Below are 14,276 nucleotides of genomic sequence, written 5' to 3' on the forward strand. Positions count from 1 at the left end.
GCCCTTCCGGTGCTCGCCCCACGGGCGCGGCCGCGTGCCTATGATCAGCCCCATGGGTGGCAGGCACGAGGGCACCGGCGGGAGCCGGCTGTGCGCGCCCGCTGCCCACCGGGCCGTCGCCGGGCTCGCCTGCCCGGTCGTCGGCTACTTCGTGGCCCGCCTGCTCGTGCGGCTCGTGCCGTCCCTGCCGACCGCGATGACGTATGCCGTGTGCCTGGCCGTCGCGCTCGCCCTGGGTTGGCGTGCCTGGTCGGCGCGCATCGAGCTCGGGACCCGGAGCCTGCGCGTGCACAACACGCTGGCCACGACCACGGTCGACCGGCGCGACGTGCGCCGGGTGTCGGCGAACGGGCGGCTCGAGTGGCGACGTGACAGTGGCCGGCCGGTGCGCCTGCCGTCGGAGGCGCTGCGCGGCGCGTGGTGGACCCTCGGCACGGGTCGCGAGGCCTACGCGTTCAACCGCGAGCGGCTCGAGAGCTGGGCGCGCCTGACGGCCCGGCTCGACCTCGACACCGAGCCCGCCTGACCCGCCCGAACCATGCCTGGGCCCGCCTGAGCGAGACGGACACACGTCGAGAGGCCACGAACCGGTCCGGTTCGTGGCCTCTCGACGTTCAGAGCTGGCGCAGATCTAGCGCAGGGCCCCGCGCCGTGGCGCGGGACGCGTTCAGTCCTTGGCGGCCTTGATCGCGTCGGTGGCCTGCGGGAGCACCGCGAAGAGGTCACCCACGACGCCGAAGTCGACGAGCTCGAAGATCGGGGCCTCGTTGTCCTTGTTGACGGCCACGATCGTCTTGGACGTCTGCATGCCGGCGCGGTGCTGGATCGCGCCGGAGATGCCGCAGGCGACGTAGAGCTGCGGGCTGACCTGCTTGCCGGTCTGGCCGACCTGCGAGGTGTGGGGGTACCACCCGGCGTCGACGGCCGCACGGCTCGCGCCGACCGCGGCGCCGAGCGAGTCGGCGAAGTCCTCGACCTTGGAGAAGTCGCCTGCGGTGCCACGACCACCCGAGACCACGATGGCGGCCTCGGTCAGCTCGGGGCGGCCGGTGGCCTGCTTCGGCTTGGACTCGGTGATGCGGGCGCCCTTGGCGGCGTCGGACGGGGTGAAGTCGAGCACCTCATCGGCGGCCGCACCCGCGAGCTCCTCGGGGGTGGCCGAGTTCGGCTTGACGGCGACGATGGGCGTGCCCTTCGTGACCGTGGCCGACACGGTGTACGAGCCGGCGAAGACCGACTGCGTCGTGGCGACGCCACCGCTGCCATCACCAGCGGCCTGGACGTCGACGGCGTCGGTGATCAGGCCCGACTCGGTCTTGACGGCGAGGCGCGCGGCGATCTCCTTGCCCTCCGGCGAGGACGGCACGAGGACCGCGGCCGGGGCCTTGTCGGCGACGAGCTGCGCGAGCAGCTCGGCCTGCGGCACGACGAGGTGCTCGAGCACCTCGGGCGACTCGACGCGGTAGACCTTCTCGGCGCCGAAGCGGGCGAGGGTCTCCTTGGCGGCGTCGAAGCCGGAGCCGACGAAGACGGCGGACGGCTCACCGAGACGGCGGGCGATCGTCAGCAGCTCGGACGTGGTCTTGCGGACCTTGCCGTCGACGTGGTCGACGAGCACGAGTACTTCAGCCATGGTGCGGATCTCCTTTGCTGGCTGGGAAGTTCAGGAGGGTCAGACGAACTTGCGCTCGGTGAGGAACGCCGCGAGCTTGGCTCCGCCGTCGCCCTCGTCGGGGACGATCTCGCCCTGCGTGCGCGGCGGGCGGGCGGCGAAGGACTCGACCTTCGTCCAGGCGGCGTCGAGGCCGACCTGCGCGGCGTCCACGCCGAGGTCGGCGAGGCTCCACGTCTCGACGGGCTTCTTCTTCGCGGCCATGATCCCCTTGAACGAGGGGTAGCGCGGCTCGTTGATCTGGTCGGTGACCGAGACGAGGGCCGGCAGCGTGGCCGTGATCGTCTGGGTCGAGGCGTCGCCGTCGCGGCGGATCGTCGCGACACCGCCGTCGACACTCAGCTCGGACGCGAAGGTCACGGCCGGCAGGCCGAGGCGCTCGGCGAGCATCGCGGGGACGACACCCATGGTGCCGTCGGTGCTGGCCATGCCGGTGACCACGAGGTCGACGTCTCCGATCTTCTTCACGGCCTCGGCGAGCACGAGCGAGGTGGCGACCGCGTCGGAGCCGTGGATGGCGTCGTCGCTGACGTGCACACCCTTGTCGGCGCCCATCTGCAGGGCCTTCTTGATCGCGTCGGCGGCGGCGTCGGGGCCGACCGTCAGCACGGTCACCTCACCCTCGCCGGCCTCGATGATCTTCAGGGCCTCCTCGACCGCGTACTCGTCGAGCTCGGACAGCAGGCCGTCCACGTTCTCGCGGTCGGTCGTGTTGTCAGATGCGTTGAACGTGCGCTCGGCCTGGGCGTCCGGCACGTACTTGACACAGACGACGATGTTCATGGGTGAACGTCCTCTTCCGTTGCTGGTGGTGGTGCTCATGGAGCTGCCGGAGGTCGCTCCGGCACTGCCTGCCATCCTCTCACTGAGCGCTCGCTCAGTCCGCACGCGTCAGGCGTGACGCTCACCACCAGAGCACCGAGGGCGTATGCCGCGTGCCCCCTCGCGCGTCGACGACCGGCACCCGGGGCGGGTCCGTCAGGGCCAAAACCCTTCGTGCGCGCAGGCGCCCCATGCAGAGGATGGGCCGCATGTCGCTCGCCTCCTCACCCCGTTCCGCCCCGCCGCGTGTCGCCCTCGTCACCGGCGTCGGGAGGCGCCGCTCCATCGGGGCGGAGCTCGCCCTCGGCCTGGCCGCCGACGGCTGGGACGTCGCCCTCGGCCACTGGCAGCCCTACGACGACCGCCTCGGCTACGAGCGCGGCGCGGACGACCCCGCGGCGGTGGCCGACGAGTGCCGCGCCCTCGGCCGTCGCGTCGAGCTGCTCCCGGGCGACCTCGCCGACCCGGCCACGCCGGAGGCGCTCGTCGCCGCAGCGACCGACCGGCTGGGACCGGTGACGGGGCTCGTCATGTCGCACTGCGAGTCGGTCGACAGCGGCATCCTGTCGACCTCGCTCGAGAGCTGGGACCGGCACTACGCCGTCAACGCCCGCGCGACCTGGCTGCTCCTCAAGGCACTCGCGGACCGGCTGCCGGAGGAGCCTCCGGGAGCGCCGGCCGCAGCCCGCGTCGTCGCGCTGACGAGCGACCACACGGCCCACAACCTGCCCTACGGCTCGAGCAAGGGCGCGCTGGACCGGATCGTCATCGCGGCCGCGGTCGAGCTCGCCGACCGCGGCGTCAGGGCCAACGTCATCAACCCGGGGCCGATCGACACCGGCTGGATGGACGAGCGGATCCGCGCCCTCGGCGTGGCCGAGACACCGGCGGGACGCCTCGGCACACCGCGCGACACCGCGGACCTCGTCCGCTTCCTCTTCTCGGACGCGGGCGGCTGGATCAACGGGCAGCTGCTCCACAGCAACGGCGGCTTCAGGCCCTCCTGAGCGCGGTCGCCCGCGGGCGGGACGGCATACGACCCTGAACGGCTCACCCGCGGTCAGCGGGCGTCGGGGTCGGCCGTCTCGACGACGTGGAACGCGGGCTCCTCGTAGGGGTGCGCGGCCCGGAGCGCGGCCACGACGTCGGCACGCAGGTGTCGGTCGAGGACGAGCTCGACGCGGTCCTCGGCGACGAGCGCGAGCTCGCCGACCGACCCGATCGTGGGGTTGGCGCCGGCCGTCGGGCGGAACCGGCCCCTGCCGCGGGTGACGAAGGCGCAGTCGCGGTAGTCCCCGACCGCACCCGCGCCGGCGGCGAAGACCGCCGCGAGGACGTCCTCGGTCGACTCGACGGGCGAGTAGAACACGAGGACGTCCAGCGGCTGGGTCATCGACCCTCGAACTGCGCCTTGCCCGGGCCGTGCTCGACGAAGGAGCTCATGCCGATCTCACGGTCCTTCGTAGCGAAGAGCGAGGCGAAGAGCATCCGCTCGATCTCGAGACCGCTCTCGAGGTCGACCTCGAGACCCCGGTCGATGGCCTCCTTGGCAGCGCGGACGGCGAAGGACGCGGCACCGACGAAGGTCGAGGCCCACTCGCGCGACGCGGTGTAGACGTCGGCGGCCGGGACGACCTTGTCGGCGAGGCCGATCGCGAGCGCCTCGGAGGCGTCGACGAAGCGTCCGCTGAAGATGATCTCCTTGGCGCGCGAGGCCCCGACGAGACGCGAGAGACGCTGTGTGCCGCCGGCACCCGGGATGATCCCGAGGAGGATCTCCGGCTGGCCGAGCTTGGCGTCGTCGGCGACGACCCGGAAGTCGCAGGCGAGCGCGAGCTCGCAACCGCCGCCGAGCGCATACCCCGTGATCGCCGCGATGACCGGCTTGGGGATGCGGGCGACCGCGCTGATCGAGCTCATGAGCGGGCCGGAGCGCTCGACCATGTCGGTGTACGACATGGACTGCATCTCCTTGATGTCCGCTCCGGCCGCGAAGACGCGCTCACCGCCGTAGACGATGACCGCCTTGACGTCGGTGCGCGCCGTGGCCTCGGCGGCCGCCGCGCGGATCTCCTCCTGGACCTGGACGTTGAGGGCGTTCATCTTCGGCCGGTCGAGGCGGATGGTGCCGATGCCGTCCTCGACCTCGAGCCGGACGAACTCGCCCATCAGGCGTCGCCGGGGGCGCCGGCAGCTGCGTCGTCCATGGGCAGCCAGGACTGGAAGAAGAAGCCGACGCTCTGGAGGATGTGGTTGACCGACAGCGGCACGAGGATGTCGAGGTCGGCGTTCGGGGTGATGACGTGCTCGGCAGAGACGACGAGGCTCTCCTGGACGAGCGAGAGCTTGACGATGTTGAGCTGCATCGTGAGGTCGTTGCAGCGGGCGAGGCGCTCGTTGCGGTCCGGCGACACGGGGTCGGCGAGCTGCCACTGGCCGAAGAAGCGCACGAGGGCCAGGTCGCCCTCGGCGACGCGGGCGAAGAGCGTCGTGCTCGTGCCCTGGTCGTCCACGATGGCGAACTCGAGGTCGCCGTCGCCGTCGACGCTCGCCTCGATCCCGAGGCCCTTCAGGACCTCGAGGATGCGGTCGCGCACCGGGGCGTCGCTGGCAGCGGCGCCGTTGGGGCTCGGGGTGGGGCCGGCGTCGGGCGCGCTCGGCATGAAGTTGGGCAGCGAAGTCGGATCGGTCATGCGTCAACCGTAACGAGCCTGCGCGGCGAGGTCGATCCGGCCCGGGCGTGCCGTGGGCCACCCCCTACGCTCTGACACATGTGCCCGCCCCTGCCCGCGACGCCCGACCTGCCTCCGGAGCTCGGGGCGCGGCTGACCGCTGACGGTGCACAGTTCTGCGTCTACGCCGGTCACGCCCGCTCGGTCGAGGTGTGCCTCTTCGACGACGCCGCGGACGGGACGACGACCGAGCGGCGCATCGCGCTGCGCCACCGGGCCCACGGGACGTGGTTCGACACCGTGCCCGGGGTCGCGGCCGGGCAGCGCTACGCCTTCCGGGTCGACGGCGACTGGGACCCCGACCGCTCCCTGCTGCACAACCCCGCCAAGCTGCTGCTCGACCCCTACGCGCGCGCCGTCGAGGGCGGAGTGCACCTCGACCCGGCCCTCTACGCCCACCGGGTCGGCCCCGACCTGCGCGGCGACCTCTGGGTGCGCGACGACCGCGACTCGGCGCCCTTCATGCCGCGCTGCGTCATCGTCGAGGACGAGTTCGACTGGGGCGAGGACGAGTTCCCGCAGCACTCGCTCACCGAGTCGCTCGTCTACGAGGTGCACGTCAAGAACGCCACGAAGCTGCACCCTGGCGTGCCCGAAGAGCTGCGCGGGACGTATGCCGGTCTGGCGCACCCCGCGTTCGTCGACCACCTGCTGGGGCTGGGCGTCACGGCGGTCGAGCTGCTCCCGGTCCACACGTTCACGCACGAGCCCGACCTTGTGCTGCGCGGGCTGAGCAACCACTGGGGCTACAACACGCTCGGCTTCTTCGCGCCGCACGCGGCGTACGCGTCGACCCGCGACCCGCAGGGCGCCCTCGACGAGTTCAAGACGATGGTCAAGGACCTCCACGCCGCGGGTATCGAGGTGCTGCTCGACGTCGTCTACAACCACACGGCCGAGAACTCGCGCGAGGGCATGACGCTCTCGTGGCGCGGGCTCGACCAGCGCGCCTACTACCGGGTCGACGGACGCGGGCGTGACATCGACGTGACGGGGTGCGGCAACACCCTCGACCTGACCCACCCGGTCGTCGCGCGCCTGGTGCTCGACTCGCTGCGCTACTGGGTGCAGGAGTGCCACGTCGACGGCTTCCGCTTCGACCTCGCCGTGGCGCTGGGGCGGGGCAAGGACGACGGCTACGACCGCGACCACCCCTTCCTCGTCGCGCTGCGCACCGACCCGGTCCTCTCGCGCACCAAGCTCGTCGCGGAGCCGTGGGACCTCGGCCTCCACGGCTGGCGCACCGGGCAGTTCCCGCCGCCGTTCTCCGAGTGGAACGACCGCTACCGCGACGCGACCCGCACCTTCTGGCTGCGCGACCTCGCGGCGTCCGCGTCGGGCGGCGTCGGTCACGGCGTGCGCGAGCTGGCCACGCGGCTCGCCGGCTCGCAGGACCTCTTCGACCGGCACGACCGCGGCACCATCGCCTCGGTCAACTTCGTCACGGCCCACGACGGCTTCACCCTGGCCGACCTCACGACTTACGACACCAAGCACAACGGCGCCAACGGCCACAGCGGCACCGACGGGTCCAACGACAACCGGTCGTGGAACCACGGCGTCGAGGGCCGCACCGACGACCCCGACATCGCCGACGCCCGGCGGCGGTCCATGCGCAACCTGCTCGGCACGCTGCTGCTGTCGACCGGCGTGCCGATGCTCAACGCCGGCGACGAGCTGGGACGCAGCCAGCGGGGGAACAACAACCCGTACTCGCAGGACAACGAGATCAGCTGGATGTCGTGGGACCTCGCGGCGTGGCAGGAAGACCTGCTCGAGACCAGCCGGCACCTCGTGCGGCTGCGCCGCGACCACCCGGTCCTGCGGCAGCGGACCTTCTTCTCCGGCAGGCAGGTCCACGCCGACGGCTCCACCGACCTCGCCTGGTTCGGCGCCGACGGCCAGCCCATGGGCGAGCGCTGGGACGGCCCTGCCGTCGCCGTGCTCCAAGGCCTCTACAACGGCGCCGCGATCTCGGAGCGCTCCGTGCTCCTCGTGGTCAACGGCTCGGCAGGGGCGGTGGACGTGACGCTCCCGACGGCCCCCGGCGCGGCGGCCTACGAGAAGCTCTGGGACAGCGCCGACGAGCGGCCCACTCCCCCGGGCCCGCCCGTGGCCGCCGGTGACTTCGTCACGATGCGCGCGGCCTCGATGCACGTGTGGCGTCCGGTCGAGAGGGCCTGAACCCCAGGCCGTCGGCTACCGCCTGCGGAGCCCCTCGATGACCAGGCCCACCATGTGCCGGGCGTCGTAGCGCGGGTTGCCACCGCCGATGCACAGGTTGCCGATGCCGCGCATCAGCTCGTAGGCATCCTGCCCGGAGGTGATCTCGCCGGCCTCGGCGGCGGCCCTCAGCAGCTTGTCGCACACCGGCACGAGCCGGTCGACGAAGTAGCTGTGCAGCGTCGCGAACGCGGCGTCGTCGGACTGCAGCGCCTCGGCCAGACCGCGCTTGGTCACGAGGAAGTCGACGAACAGGTCGACCCAGCGGGCGAGGGCGGCGTGCGGCGAGGCCGACTCCGCCAGCAGGCGTGGGCCGGCCTCGGCACAGGCCAGCACCTGGTGCCGGTAGACCGCGACGATGAGGTCGGCGCGGGTCGGGAAGTGCCGGTAGATCGTGGCCACACCCACCCCCGCCCGCCCGGCGATGTCGCGCACCGGCACGTCGACCCCGGACTCCACGAAGGCCGCGGCCGCAGCGTCGAGCAGCGCCTCCTCGTTGCGACGCGCGTCGGCGCGCTTGCGGGGCCCGGCGGTCTGGGCAGGGGTCTCGGCCACGGTTCTCCTCGACATGGGTTGGCAAAACGGAACGGCGTTCCGTATCGTGTGAACGGAACATCGATCCGTTTCAGGATGCCAGAGGGTGCGGAAGGACGTCCACGCACCCGGCTCCCACCCCTTCCCCGACCACGGAGGTCACCCATGCAGTACCGCACCCTCGGACGCACCGGCGTCCGGATCAGCACTCTCTCCCTCGGCGCGATGAACTTCGGCCGGCTCGGCCGCACGAGCCAGGAGGAGGTGACCGCCCTCGTCGACACCGCGCTCGAGGGCGGCATCAACCTCATCGACACGGCCGACGCGTACGGCCGGGGCGAGTCCGAGGAGATGGTGGGCCGCGCGATCGCCGGCCGTCGCGACGACGTCGTGCTGGCCACCAAGGCCACCCTGCCCATGGGCGAGGGGACCAACCACCGCGGCAGCTCCCGGCACTGGCTCATGACCGCGGTCGAGCACAGTCTCGAGCGGCTCGGCGTCGAGCACATCGACCTCTACCAGATGCACCGGTGGGACCCCGCGACGAGCGACGAGGAGACCCTCTCGGCCCTGACCGACCTCCAGCGCGCCGGCAAGATCCGCTACTTCGGCTCGTCCACCTTCCCCGCCCACCGGATCGTCGCCGCCCAGTGGGCCGCCCGGAAGCACCACCTCGGTCGCTACGTGACGGAGCAGCCGAGCTACTCCGCGCTCCAGCGTGGCGCCGAGACGCACGTGCTGCCCGTGGCCCAGGAGCACGGGCTCGGCGTGCTCGTCTGGAGCCCGCTCGCCTCGGGCTGGCTCTCCGGTGCGGTGCGCGAGGGACGCGAGATCGCCACGAGCCGCTCGAGCCTCATGCCCCAGCGCTTCGACACCACCGTGCCGGCCAACCGGGCGCGCCTGGAGGCCGTCGAGCGGCTCGCCGCCGTGGCGGACGAGGCCGGGCTCACCCTGGTCCAGCTCGCGCTCGGCTTCGTCACCGCGCACCCGGCCGTCACGAGCGCCCTCGTCGGGCCGCGCACCCCGGAGCACCTGGACTCCCAGCTCGCCGCCGCGGACACCGTGCTGGGTCACGACGTGCTCGACGCGGTGGACGCGATCGTCGCGCCGGGCCTCGACCTCGCGCCGGACGAGAAGTCCGACGCTCCGCCGGCCCTGCTCGACGCGTCGCTGCGTCGTCGGTGAGCCCGCGCCCGTCGGCCGCGACGAGACACCGCGACCCGGGCACACGGCATACGCGAAAGCCTGAGAGCCCGGACCCACGAGGGGTCCGGGCTCTCCGGTCGGTTCGAGGTGACGTCAGGCGTTGCGCGCGAGTCCGAGCTCGGCCGGGCCGGCGAGGCCCGCGTGCTTGGGCACGACGCGCACGCTGTAGCCGAACGAGCCCGTGCGGCGCAGCGGCTGCGAGCCGGCGAACTGGTGGCGGCCGTCCTCGTAGGACTCGACGAGGGCGAGCGGGGCGACCTCCATGCCCCACAGCTCGTCGGTGTCGTTGACGTGCCCGTGGACGAGCTGCACCTCGACGTCGTCAGGCGTCAGGCCGTCGAGCGTGACGTAGGCCCGCAGGTCCAGCACGTCGCCGATCTGCGGCGAGTCCGACAGGCCCGAGGGCTCGACGTGCTCGACCCTGACCTTCGGCCACGCAGCGCGGATCTTCGTCTTGTAGGCCGCGAGGTCCTTGGCCCCCGCGAAGTCGGAACCGCCGACCGAGCGGCCGGCACCGGCAGCGGGGCTGTAGAGCTGCTCGGTGTAGTCCTGCACCATGCGGCTCGCCAGGACCTTCGGGCCGAGCGTCTTGAGGGTGTGGGTCATCATGTCGATCCACCCCTGCGGCAGGCCCGCCGCGTCGCGGTCGTAGAACTTCGCGGCGACGTCGTGCTCGATGAGGTCGTAGAGCGCCGAGGCCTCGATGTCGTCACGACGGTCGGCGTCCTCGACACCGTCGGCGGTCGGGATGGCCCAGCCGTTGCGGCCGTCGAACCACTCGTCCCACCAGCCGTCGAGGATGGAGAGGTTGAGGCCGCCGTTGAGGGCTGCCTTCATGCCCGACGTGCCGCACGCCTCGAAGGGACGCAGCGGGTTGTTGAGCCAGACGTCGCAGCCCGGGTAGAGGTGCTGGGCCATGGCGATGTCGTAGTTGGGCAGGAAGACGATGCGGTGGCGCACCTCGGGGTCGTCGGCGAAGCGGACCATCTCCTGGATGAGGCGCTTGCCGGTCTCGTCGGCGGGGTGGGACTTGCCGGCGATGACGAGCTGGACCGGGCGCTCCGGGTGGAGCAGCAGGCGCTTGAGCCGCTCGGGGTCGCGGAGCATCAGCGTGAGGCGCTTGTAGGTCGGCACGCGACGGGCGAAGCCGATCGTCAGCACGTCGGGGTCGAGGATGTCCTCGACCCAGCCGAGCTCCGCATCGCTCGCACCACGCTTCTGCCACGAGGAGCGCACGCGACGACGGACGTCGGCGACGAGCTTCTCGCGCATGACGCGCTTGGTCGACCAGACCGCGTCGGCCGGCACCTCGTCGATGCGACCCCAGGCGTCCTCGCCGGCGATGTCGGCGGTGCCGAGGTACTTGCGGGCGACGTCGTAGACCGCCCGGTCGACCCACGTCGGGGCGTGGACTCCGTTGGTGATGCTGGAGATCGGGACCTCGACGTCGTCGAAGCCCGGCCACAGGCCGTCGAACATCTCGCGGCTGACGACGCCGTGCAGCTGGGACACGCCGTTGGCGCGCTGCGCGAGGCGCAGGCCCATGACGGCCATGTTGAAGATGCCCGGCTGGCCACCCTCGTAGTCCTCGGCCCCGAGGGCCAGCAGGCGCTCGACCGGCACGCCGGGGATGGCGTTGGGCCCGCCGAAGAAGAGGTTGATCTTGGCCGCGTCGAAGCGGTCGATGCCTGCGGGCACCGGCGTGTGCGTCGTGAAGACCGTTGCGGCGCGGACGGCCTCGAGGGCGTCGTCGAAGGTGAGGCCGTGGTCGCGGACGAGCTCGGTGATGCGCTCGACGCCGAGGAAGCCGGCGTGGCCCTCGTTGGTGTGGTAGACCTCCGGCGTCGGCGCGCCCGAGAGGCGCGACCACAGGCGAAGCGCGCGCACGCCGCCGATGCCGAGCAGCAGCTCCTGCTCGAGGCGCGTGTCGCCGCCACCGCCGTAGAGCGACTCGGTGACCCGGCGGGTCTGCTCGTCGTTGCCGGCGACGTCGGAGTCGAGCAGCAGCAGGGGCACGCGGCCGACCTGCGCCTTCCAGACGTGGGCGTGCAGCTCACGGCCGGCCGGCAGGCTCACGGTGACGACGGCGGGGGTGCCGTCCTCCTCGCGCAGCAGCGAGAGCGGCAGTCCGTCGGGGTCGAGCACGGGGTAGGTCTCGACCTGCCAGCCGTCGCGGTTGAGCGACTGCTTGAAGTAGCCGGTCTTGTAGAAGAGGCCGACACCGACGATCGGCACGCCGAGGTCCGAGGCGGACTTCAGGTGGTCGCCGGCGAGGATGCCGAGGCCGCCGGAGTACTGCGGCAGCACGGACGTGATGCCGAACTCGGGGCTGAAGTAGGCGATCGCGGCGGGCGCGGCCTTGCCGGCGGCCTCCTGCTCACGGCTCCACGACTGGTACCACCGCTCGTCGGTGAGGTAGTGGTGCAGGTCCTCGTTGGCGACCACGACGCGACCGACGAAGTCGTCGTCGGCGGCGAGCGCCGCGAGCTCGTCGGCGGAGAGGCGCGAGAGCAGCTTGACGGGATCCTCACCCGCCTGCGCCCACTTGCGCGGGCTGATGCTCTCGAACAGGTCGCGGGTGGGCGGGTGCCAGGACCAGCGGAGGTTGCTCGCGAGGACGCCGAGACCCTCGATGCGGCTCGGCAGGACGGTACGGACGCTGAAGCGACGGATGGCCTTCACAAGGGGACAGCATAGGGGTCGCCATGTCGGGTTTTTGCAACCCTTGCAGCGGGGTTTCACCCACTGGACCGACCCGCACCGCCTCATGGGCCAAACGCTGCAACTTCGATACGGTCGAACACGTGACTGGCTCAGCGAAGAAGTCCCGTTCCGGCAAGCCGAACCGCGTGCGCAGCGCCGCTCCCCCTGCGACTCCCCCAGCTCCTCCTGTTGATCCCGTTGCTCCCGCCGCTCCCGCCGCTCCCGCTGTGGCGACTCCCCCAGCCCCTCGGCGCGACGACTCCACACCGACCGCGGACTCCGCCTTCGTCGACGACACCGCGGCCGGTGCCGTCCACCTCGCTCCCGACCACGCCGTGAGCACTCCGCCGAGCGTGGAGGGTATGCCGGGTGGCGCGCTCCCCATGGGACGCATCCCCGTGAGCGACGTCCGTCCGCTCGTCGACGGCGGCACGCGCCCCGCGAAGTCGGTCGTCGGCGAGGAGTTCACCGTCCGGGCCAAGGTCTTCCGCGAGGGCCACGACGCGGTCAACGCCACCGCGGTCCTCACCGACCCCGACGGCCACGAGCACTACTTCGCCATGCACAGCGACAACCCCGGCCTGTCCGAGTGGTCCACGAGCGTCGTCGCAGACCGCGAGGGCTGGTGGACCTACCGCGTCGAGGGCTGGTCCGACCCCTACGCGACGTGGGTGCACGACGCCGGCATCAAGATCGACGCCGGGGTCGACGAGGACCTCATGTGCGCCGAGGGCGTCCGCGTGCTCCAGCGCTTCGCCGAGTCCGTCCGCGGCCTGGGCGTCGACGCGTCCGAGATCGACAAGGGCGTGCTCGCCCTCGGCGACACCCGCTCGCCCGCCGCCCACCGCTTCGGCGCGGCGACCTCGCCCGAGATCACGGGACTGGCCGCGCTCGTGCCGCTGCGTGAGTTCGTGTCGAGCTCACCGGCATACTCCCTGCTCGTCGAGCGCGAGCGCGCGCTCTACGGCGCGTGGTACGAGATCTTCCCCCGGTCCGAGGGCGCGCACCGCGACGAGACGACGGGTGAGTGGGTCTCCGGCACCTTCCGCTCCGCCGCCGAGCGGCTGCCCGCCATCGCCGACATGGGCTTCGACGTCGTCTACCTCACCCCGATCCACCCCATCGGCACGACGGCTCGCAAGGGGCGCAACAACTCCCTCAGCGCGCAGCCCGGCGACCCCGGATCCCCTTACGCCATCGGCTCCCCCGACGGCGGGCACGACGCCATCCATCCCGACCTCGGCACCTTCGAGGACTTCGACCACTTCGTCGCCGAGGCCGGTCGCGTCGGGCTCGAGGTCGCGCTCGACATCGCGCTACAGGCCTCCCCCGACCACCCGTGGGTGCAGACGCACCCGTCGCTCTTCACGACGCGCGCCGACGGCAGCATCGCCTACGCCGAGAACCCGCCCAAGAAGTACCAGGACATCTTCCCGCTCAACTTCGACAACGACCCCGCCGAGGCCTACGCCGAGGTGCGCCGGGTCATCCAGGTGTGGCTCGACCACGGGGTGCGCATCTTCCGCGTCGACAACCCCCACACCAAGCCGGTCGCCTTCTGGCAGTGGCTGATCGCCGACGTCGCCCTGCAGCACCCCGAGACCGTCTGGCTCTCCGAGGCGTTCACCAAGCCGGCGATGATGCACGAGCTCGCCAAGGCCGGCTTCCAGCAGAGCTACACCTACTACGCGTGGCGCAACGCCAAGTGGGAGCTCGAGGAGTACGGCCGCGAGCTCGCGGGCGAGACGACCGGGTCGGCCTACATGCGCCCGTCGTTCTGGCCCACGACGCACGACATCCTCACGCCCTACATGCAGTACGGCGGACCCACCGCGTGGAAGCTGCGAGCCGCGGTCGCGGCGACGATGTCACCGACCTACGGCATCTACGCCGGCTACGAGCTGATGGAGCACGTGGCGCGCCCCGGCGCCGAGGAGCAGATCGACAACGAGAAGTACGAGTACAAGGACCGCCAGTGGTACCTCTACGAGCCCGGCGGTCCGCTCGAGAGTCGTTCTCTCGCCTGGTATCTCAAGCGGCTCAACGACATCCGCGGCTGGCACCCGGCCCTGCGCTGGCTGCGCAACCTGCGCTTCCACGCCGCCGACGACGAGAACGTCCTCGTCTTCAGCAAGTCCCGCGTCGTCGACCGGGACACGGGTGAGCGGGACACGGTGCTCGTCATCGCCAACCTCGACCCGCACGCGACCCGTGAGACGTGGGTGCACCTCGACATGGAGGCTCTGGGTATGGCCACGTGGTCGACCTTCGAGGCGCACGACCACATCACGAACCAGACGTGGGAATGGCGCCAGGACAACTTCGTCCGTCTGGGGCCCGACTCCGAGCCCGTCCACATCATCCACGTGAGGAGCCACTGACGC

Annotated in this window: 12 protein-coding genes; 5 read left to right on the forward strand and 7 right to left on the reverse strand. The window is 71.7% G+C overall.

Annotation, left to right across the window (positions count from 1 at the left end; all coding sequences use genetic code 11):
- Positions 1-52 precede the first annotated feature (52 nt).
- Complete coding sequence (locus IEY30_RS07680; protein ID WP_030195045.1) at positions 53-526, forward strand: hypothetical protein; 474 nt, start codon at positions 53-55, stop codon at positions 524-526.
- 141 nt (positions 527-667) lie between these two features.
- Here IEY30_RS07680 and IEY30_RS07685 read toward each other — a convergent pair whose 3' ends face one another.
- Both IEY30_RS07685 and IEY30_RS07690 read right to left on the reverse strand, forming a co-directional pair.
- Positions 668-1,633, reverse strand: a complete 966-nt coding sequence (locus IEY30_RS07685; RefSeq protein WP_030195043.1) for an electron transfer flavoprotein subunit alpha/FixB family protein — start codon at positions 1,631-1,633, stop codon at positions 668-670.
- 39 nt (positions 1,634-1,672) lie between these two features.
- Positions 1,673-2,455 (reverse strand): electron transfer flavoprotein subunit beta/FixA family protein, encoded by a 783-nt coding sequence (locus IEY30_RS07690; protein WP_030195041.1) that lies wholly within the window; start codon positions 2,453-2,455, stop codon positions 1,673-1,675.
- Positions 2,456-2,703: 248 nt separating this feature from the next.
- Between IEY30_RS07690 and IEY30_RS07695 the strand changes: the two genes are divergently transcribed.
- Entirely contained in the window at positions 2,704-3,501 is a 798-nt protein-coding gene (locus IEY30_RS07695; protein WP_030195040.1) for an SDR family oxidoreductase, read from the forward strand.
- Between the two features lie 53 nt (positions 3,502-3,554).
- Here the strand turns inward: IEY30_RS07695 and IEY30_RS07700 are convergent, their stop codons facing one another.
- From IEY30_RS07700 to IEY30_RS07710, 3 genes are read right to left on the reverse strand one after another with little or no spacing between them, the layout of a single operon-like run.
- Entirely contained in the window at positions 3,555-3,887 is a 333-nt protein-coding gene (locus IEY30_RS07700; RefSeq protein ID WP_030195037.1) for a YqfO family protein, read from the reverse strand.
- Complete coding sequence (locus IEY30_RS07705) at positions 3,884-4,663, reverse strand: enoyl-CoA hydratase/isomerase family protein (RefSeq protein WP_030195036.1); 780 nt, start codon at positions 4,661-4,663, stop codon at positions 3,884-3,886. The genes IEY30_RS07700 and IEY30_RS07705 overlap by 4 nt, the downstream gene beginning before the upstream one ends.
- Entirely contained in the window at positions 4,663-5,187 is a 525-nt protein-coding gene (locus IEY30_RS07710) for a YbjN domain-containing protein (protein ID WP_030195035.1), read from the reverse strand. Before IEY30_RS07710 ends, IEY30_RS07705 begins: the two co-directional genes overlap by 1 nt.
- Positions 5,188-5,265: 78 nt before the next feature.
- Here IEY30_RS07710 and glgX point away from each other — a divergent pair, with 78 nt between their 5' ends.
- Positions 5,266-7,410 (forward strand): glycogen debranching protein GlgX, encoded by a 2,145-nt coding sequence (glgX, locus tag IEY30_RS07715; protein ID WP_030195034.1) that lies wholly within the window; start codon positions 5,266-5,268, stop codon positions 7,408-7,410.
- Positions 7,411-7,425: 15 nt separating this feature from the next.
- Here glgX and IEY30_RS07720 read toward each other — a convergent pair whose 3' ends face one another.
- Positions 7,426-8,004, reverse strand: a complete 579-nt coding sequence (locus tag IEY30_RS07720) for a TetR/AcrR family transcriptional regulator (protein ID WP_030195033.1) — start codon at positions 8,002-8,004, stop codon at positions 7,426-7,428.
- Positions 8,005-8,148: 144 nt separating this feature from the next.
- Between IEY30_RS07720 and IEY30_RS07725 the strand changes: the two genes are divergently transcribed.
- Entirely contained in the window at positions 8,149-9,168 is a 1,020-nt protein-coding gene (locus IEY30_RS07725; protein WP_030195032.1) for an aldo/keto reductase, read from the forward strand.
- A gap of 114 nt (positions 9,169-9,282) precedes the next feature.
- Here the strand turns inward: IEY30_RS07725 and glgP are convergent, their stop codons facing one another.
- A complete protein-coding gene (glgP, locus tag IEY30_RS07730; protein ID WP_030195031.1) occupies positions 9,283-11,871 on the reverse strand; it encodes an alpha-glucan family phosphorylase in 2,589 nt (862 codons plus the stop codon).
- A 122-nt stretch (positions 11,872-11,993) separates the two neighbouring features.
- Here glgP and IEY30_RS07735 point away from each other — a divergent pair, with 122 nt between their 5' ends.
- Entirely contained in the window at positions 11,994-14,273 is a 2,280-nt protein-coding gene (locus IEY30_RS07735) for an alpha-1,4-glucan--maltose-1-phosphate maltosyltransferase (protein ID WP_081920361.1), read from the forward strand.
- The last annotated feature ends 3 nt before the right edge of the window (positions 14,274-14,276 follow it).

This window comes from Terrabacter tumescens (assembly GCF_014646815.1).
GTDB classification, from domain to species: Bacteria; Actinomycetota; Actinomycetes; order Actinomycetales; family Dermatophilaceae; genus Terrabacter; species Terrabacter tumescens.

What these genes read in the sequence shown, in the direction of transcription:
- IEY30_RS07725 (WP_030195032.1), top strand. Translation starts at nt 8,149, where the DNA reads ATGCAGTACCGCACCCTCGGACGCACCGGCGTCCGGATCAGCACTCTC.
- IEY30_RS07705 (WP_030195036.1), bottom strand. Translation starts at nt 4,663, where the DNA reads ATGGGCGAGTTCGTCCGGCTCGAGGTCGAGGACGGCATCGGCACCATC.
- IEY30_RS07695 (WP_030195040.1), top strand. Translation starts at nt 2,704, where the DNA reads ATGTCGCTCGCCTCCTCACCCCGTTCCGCCCCGCCGCGTGTCGCCCTC.
- glgX (WP_030195034.1), top strand. Translation starts at nt 5,266, where the DNA reads ATGTGCCCGCCCCTGCCCGCGACGCCCGACCTGCCTCCGGAGCTCGGG.
- IEY30_RS07690 (WP_030195041.1), bottom strand. Translation starts at nt 2,455, where the DNA reads ATGAACATCGTCGTCTGTGTCAAGTACGTGCCGGACGCCCAGGCCGAG.
- IEY30_RS07685 (WP_030195043.1), bottom strand. Translation starts at nt 1,633, where the DNA reads ATGGCTGAAGTACTCGTGCTCGTCGACCACGTCGACGGCAAGGTCCGC.
- IEY30_RS07680 (WP_030195045.1), top strand. Translation starts at nt 53, where the DNA reads ATGGGTGGCAGGCACGAGGGCACCGGCGGGAGCCGGCTGTGCGCGCCC.
- IEY30_RS07710 (WP_030195035.1), bottom strand. Translation starts at nt 5,187, where the DNA reads ATGACCGATCCGACTTCGCTGCCCAACTTCATGCCGAGCGCGCCCGAC.
- IEY30_RS07700 (WP_030195037.1), bottom strand. Translation starts at nt 3,887, where the DNA reads ATGACCCAGCCGCTGGACGTCCTCGTGTTCTACTCGCCCGTCGAGTCG.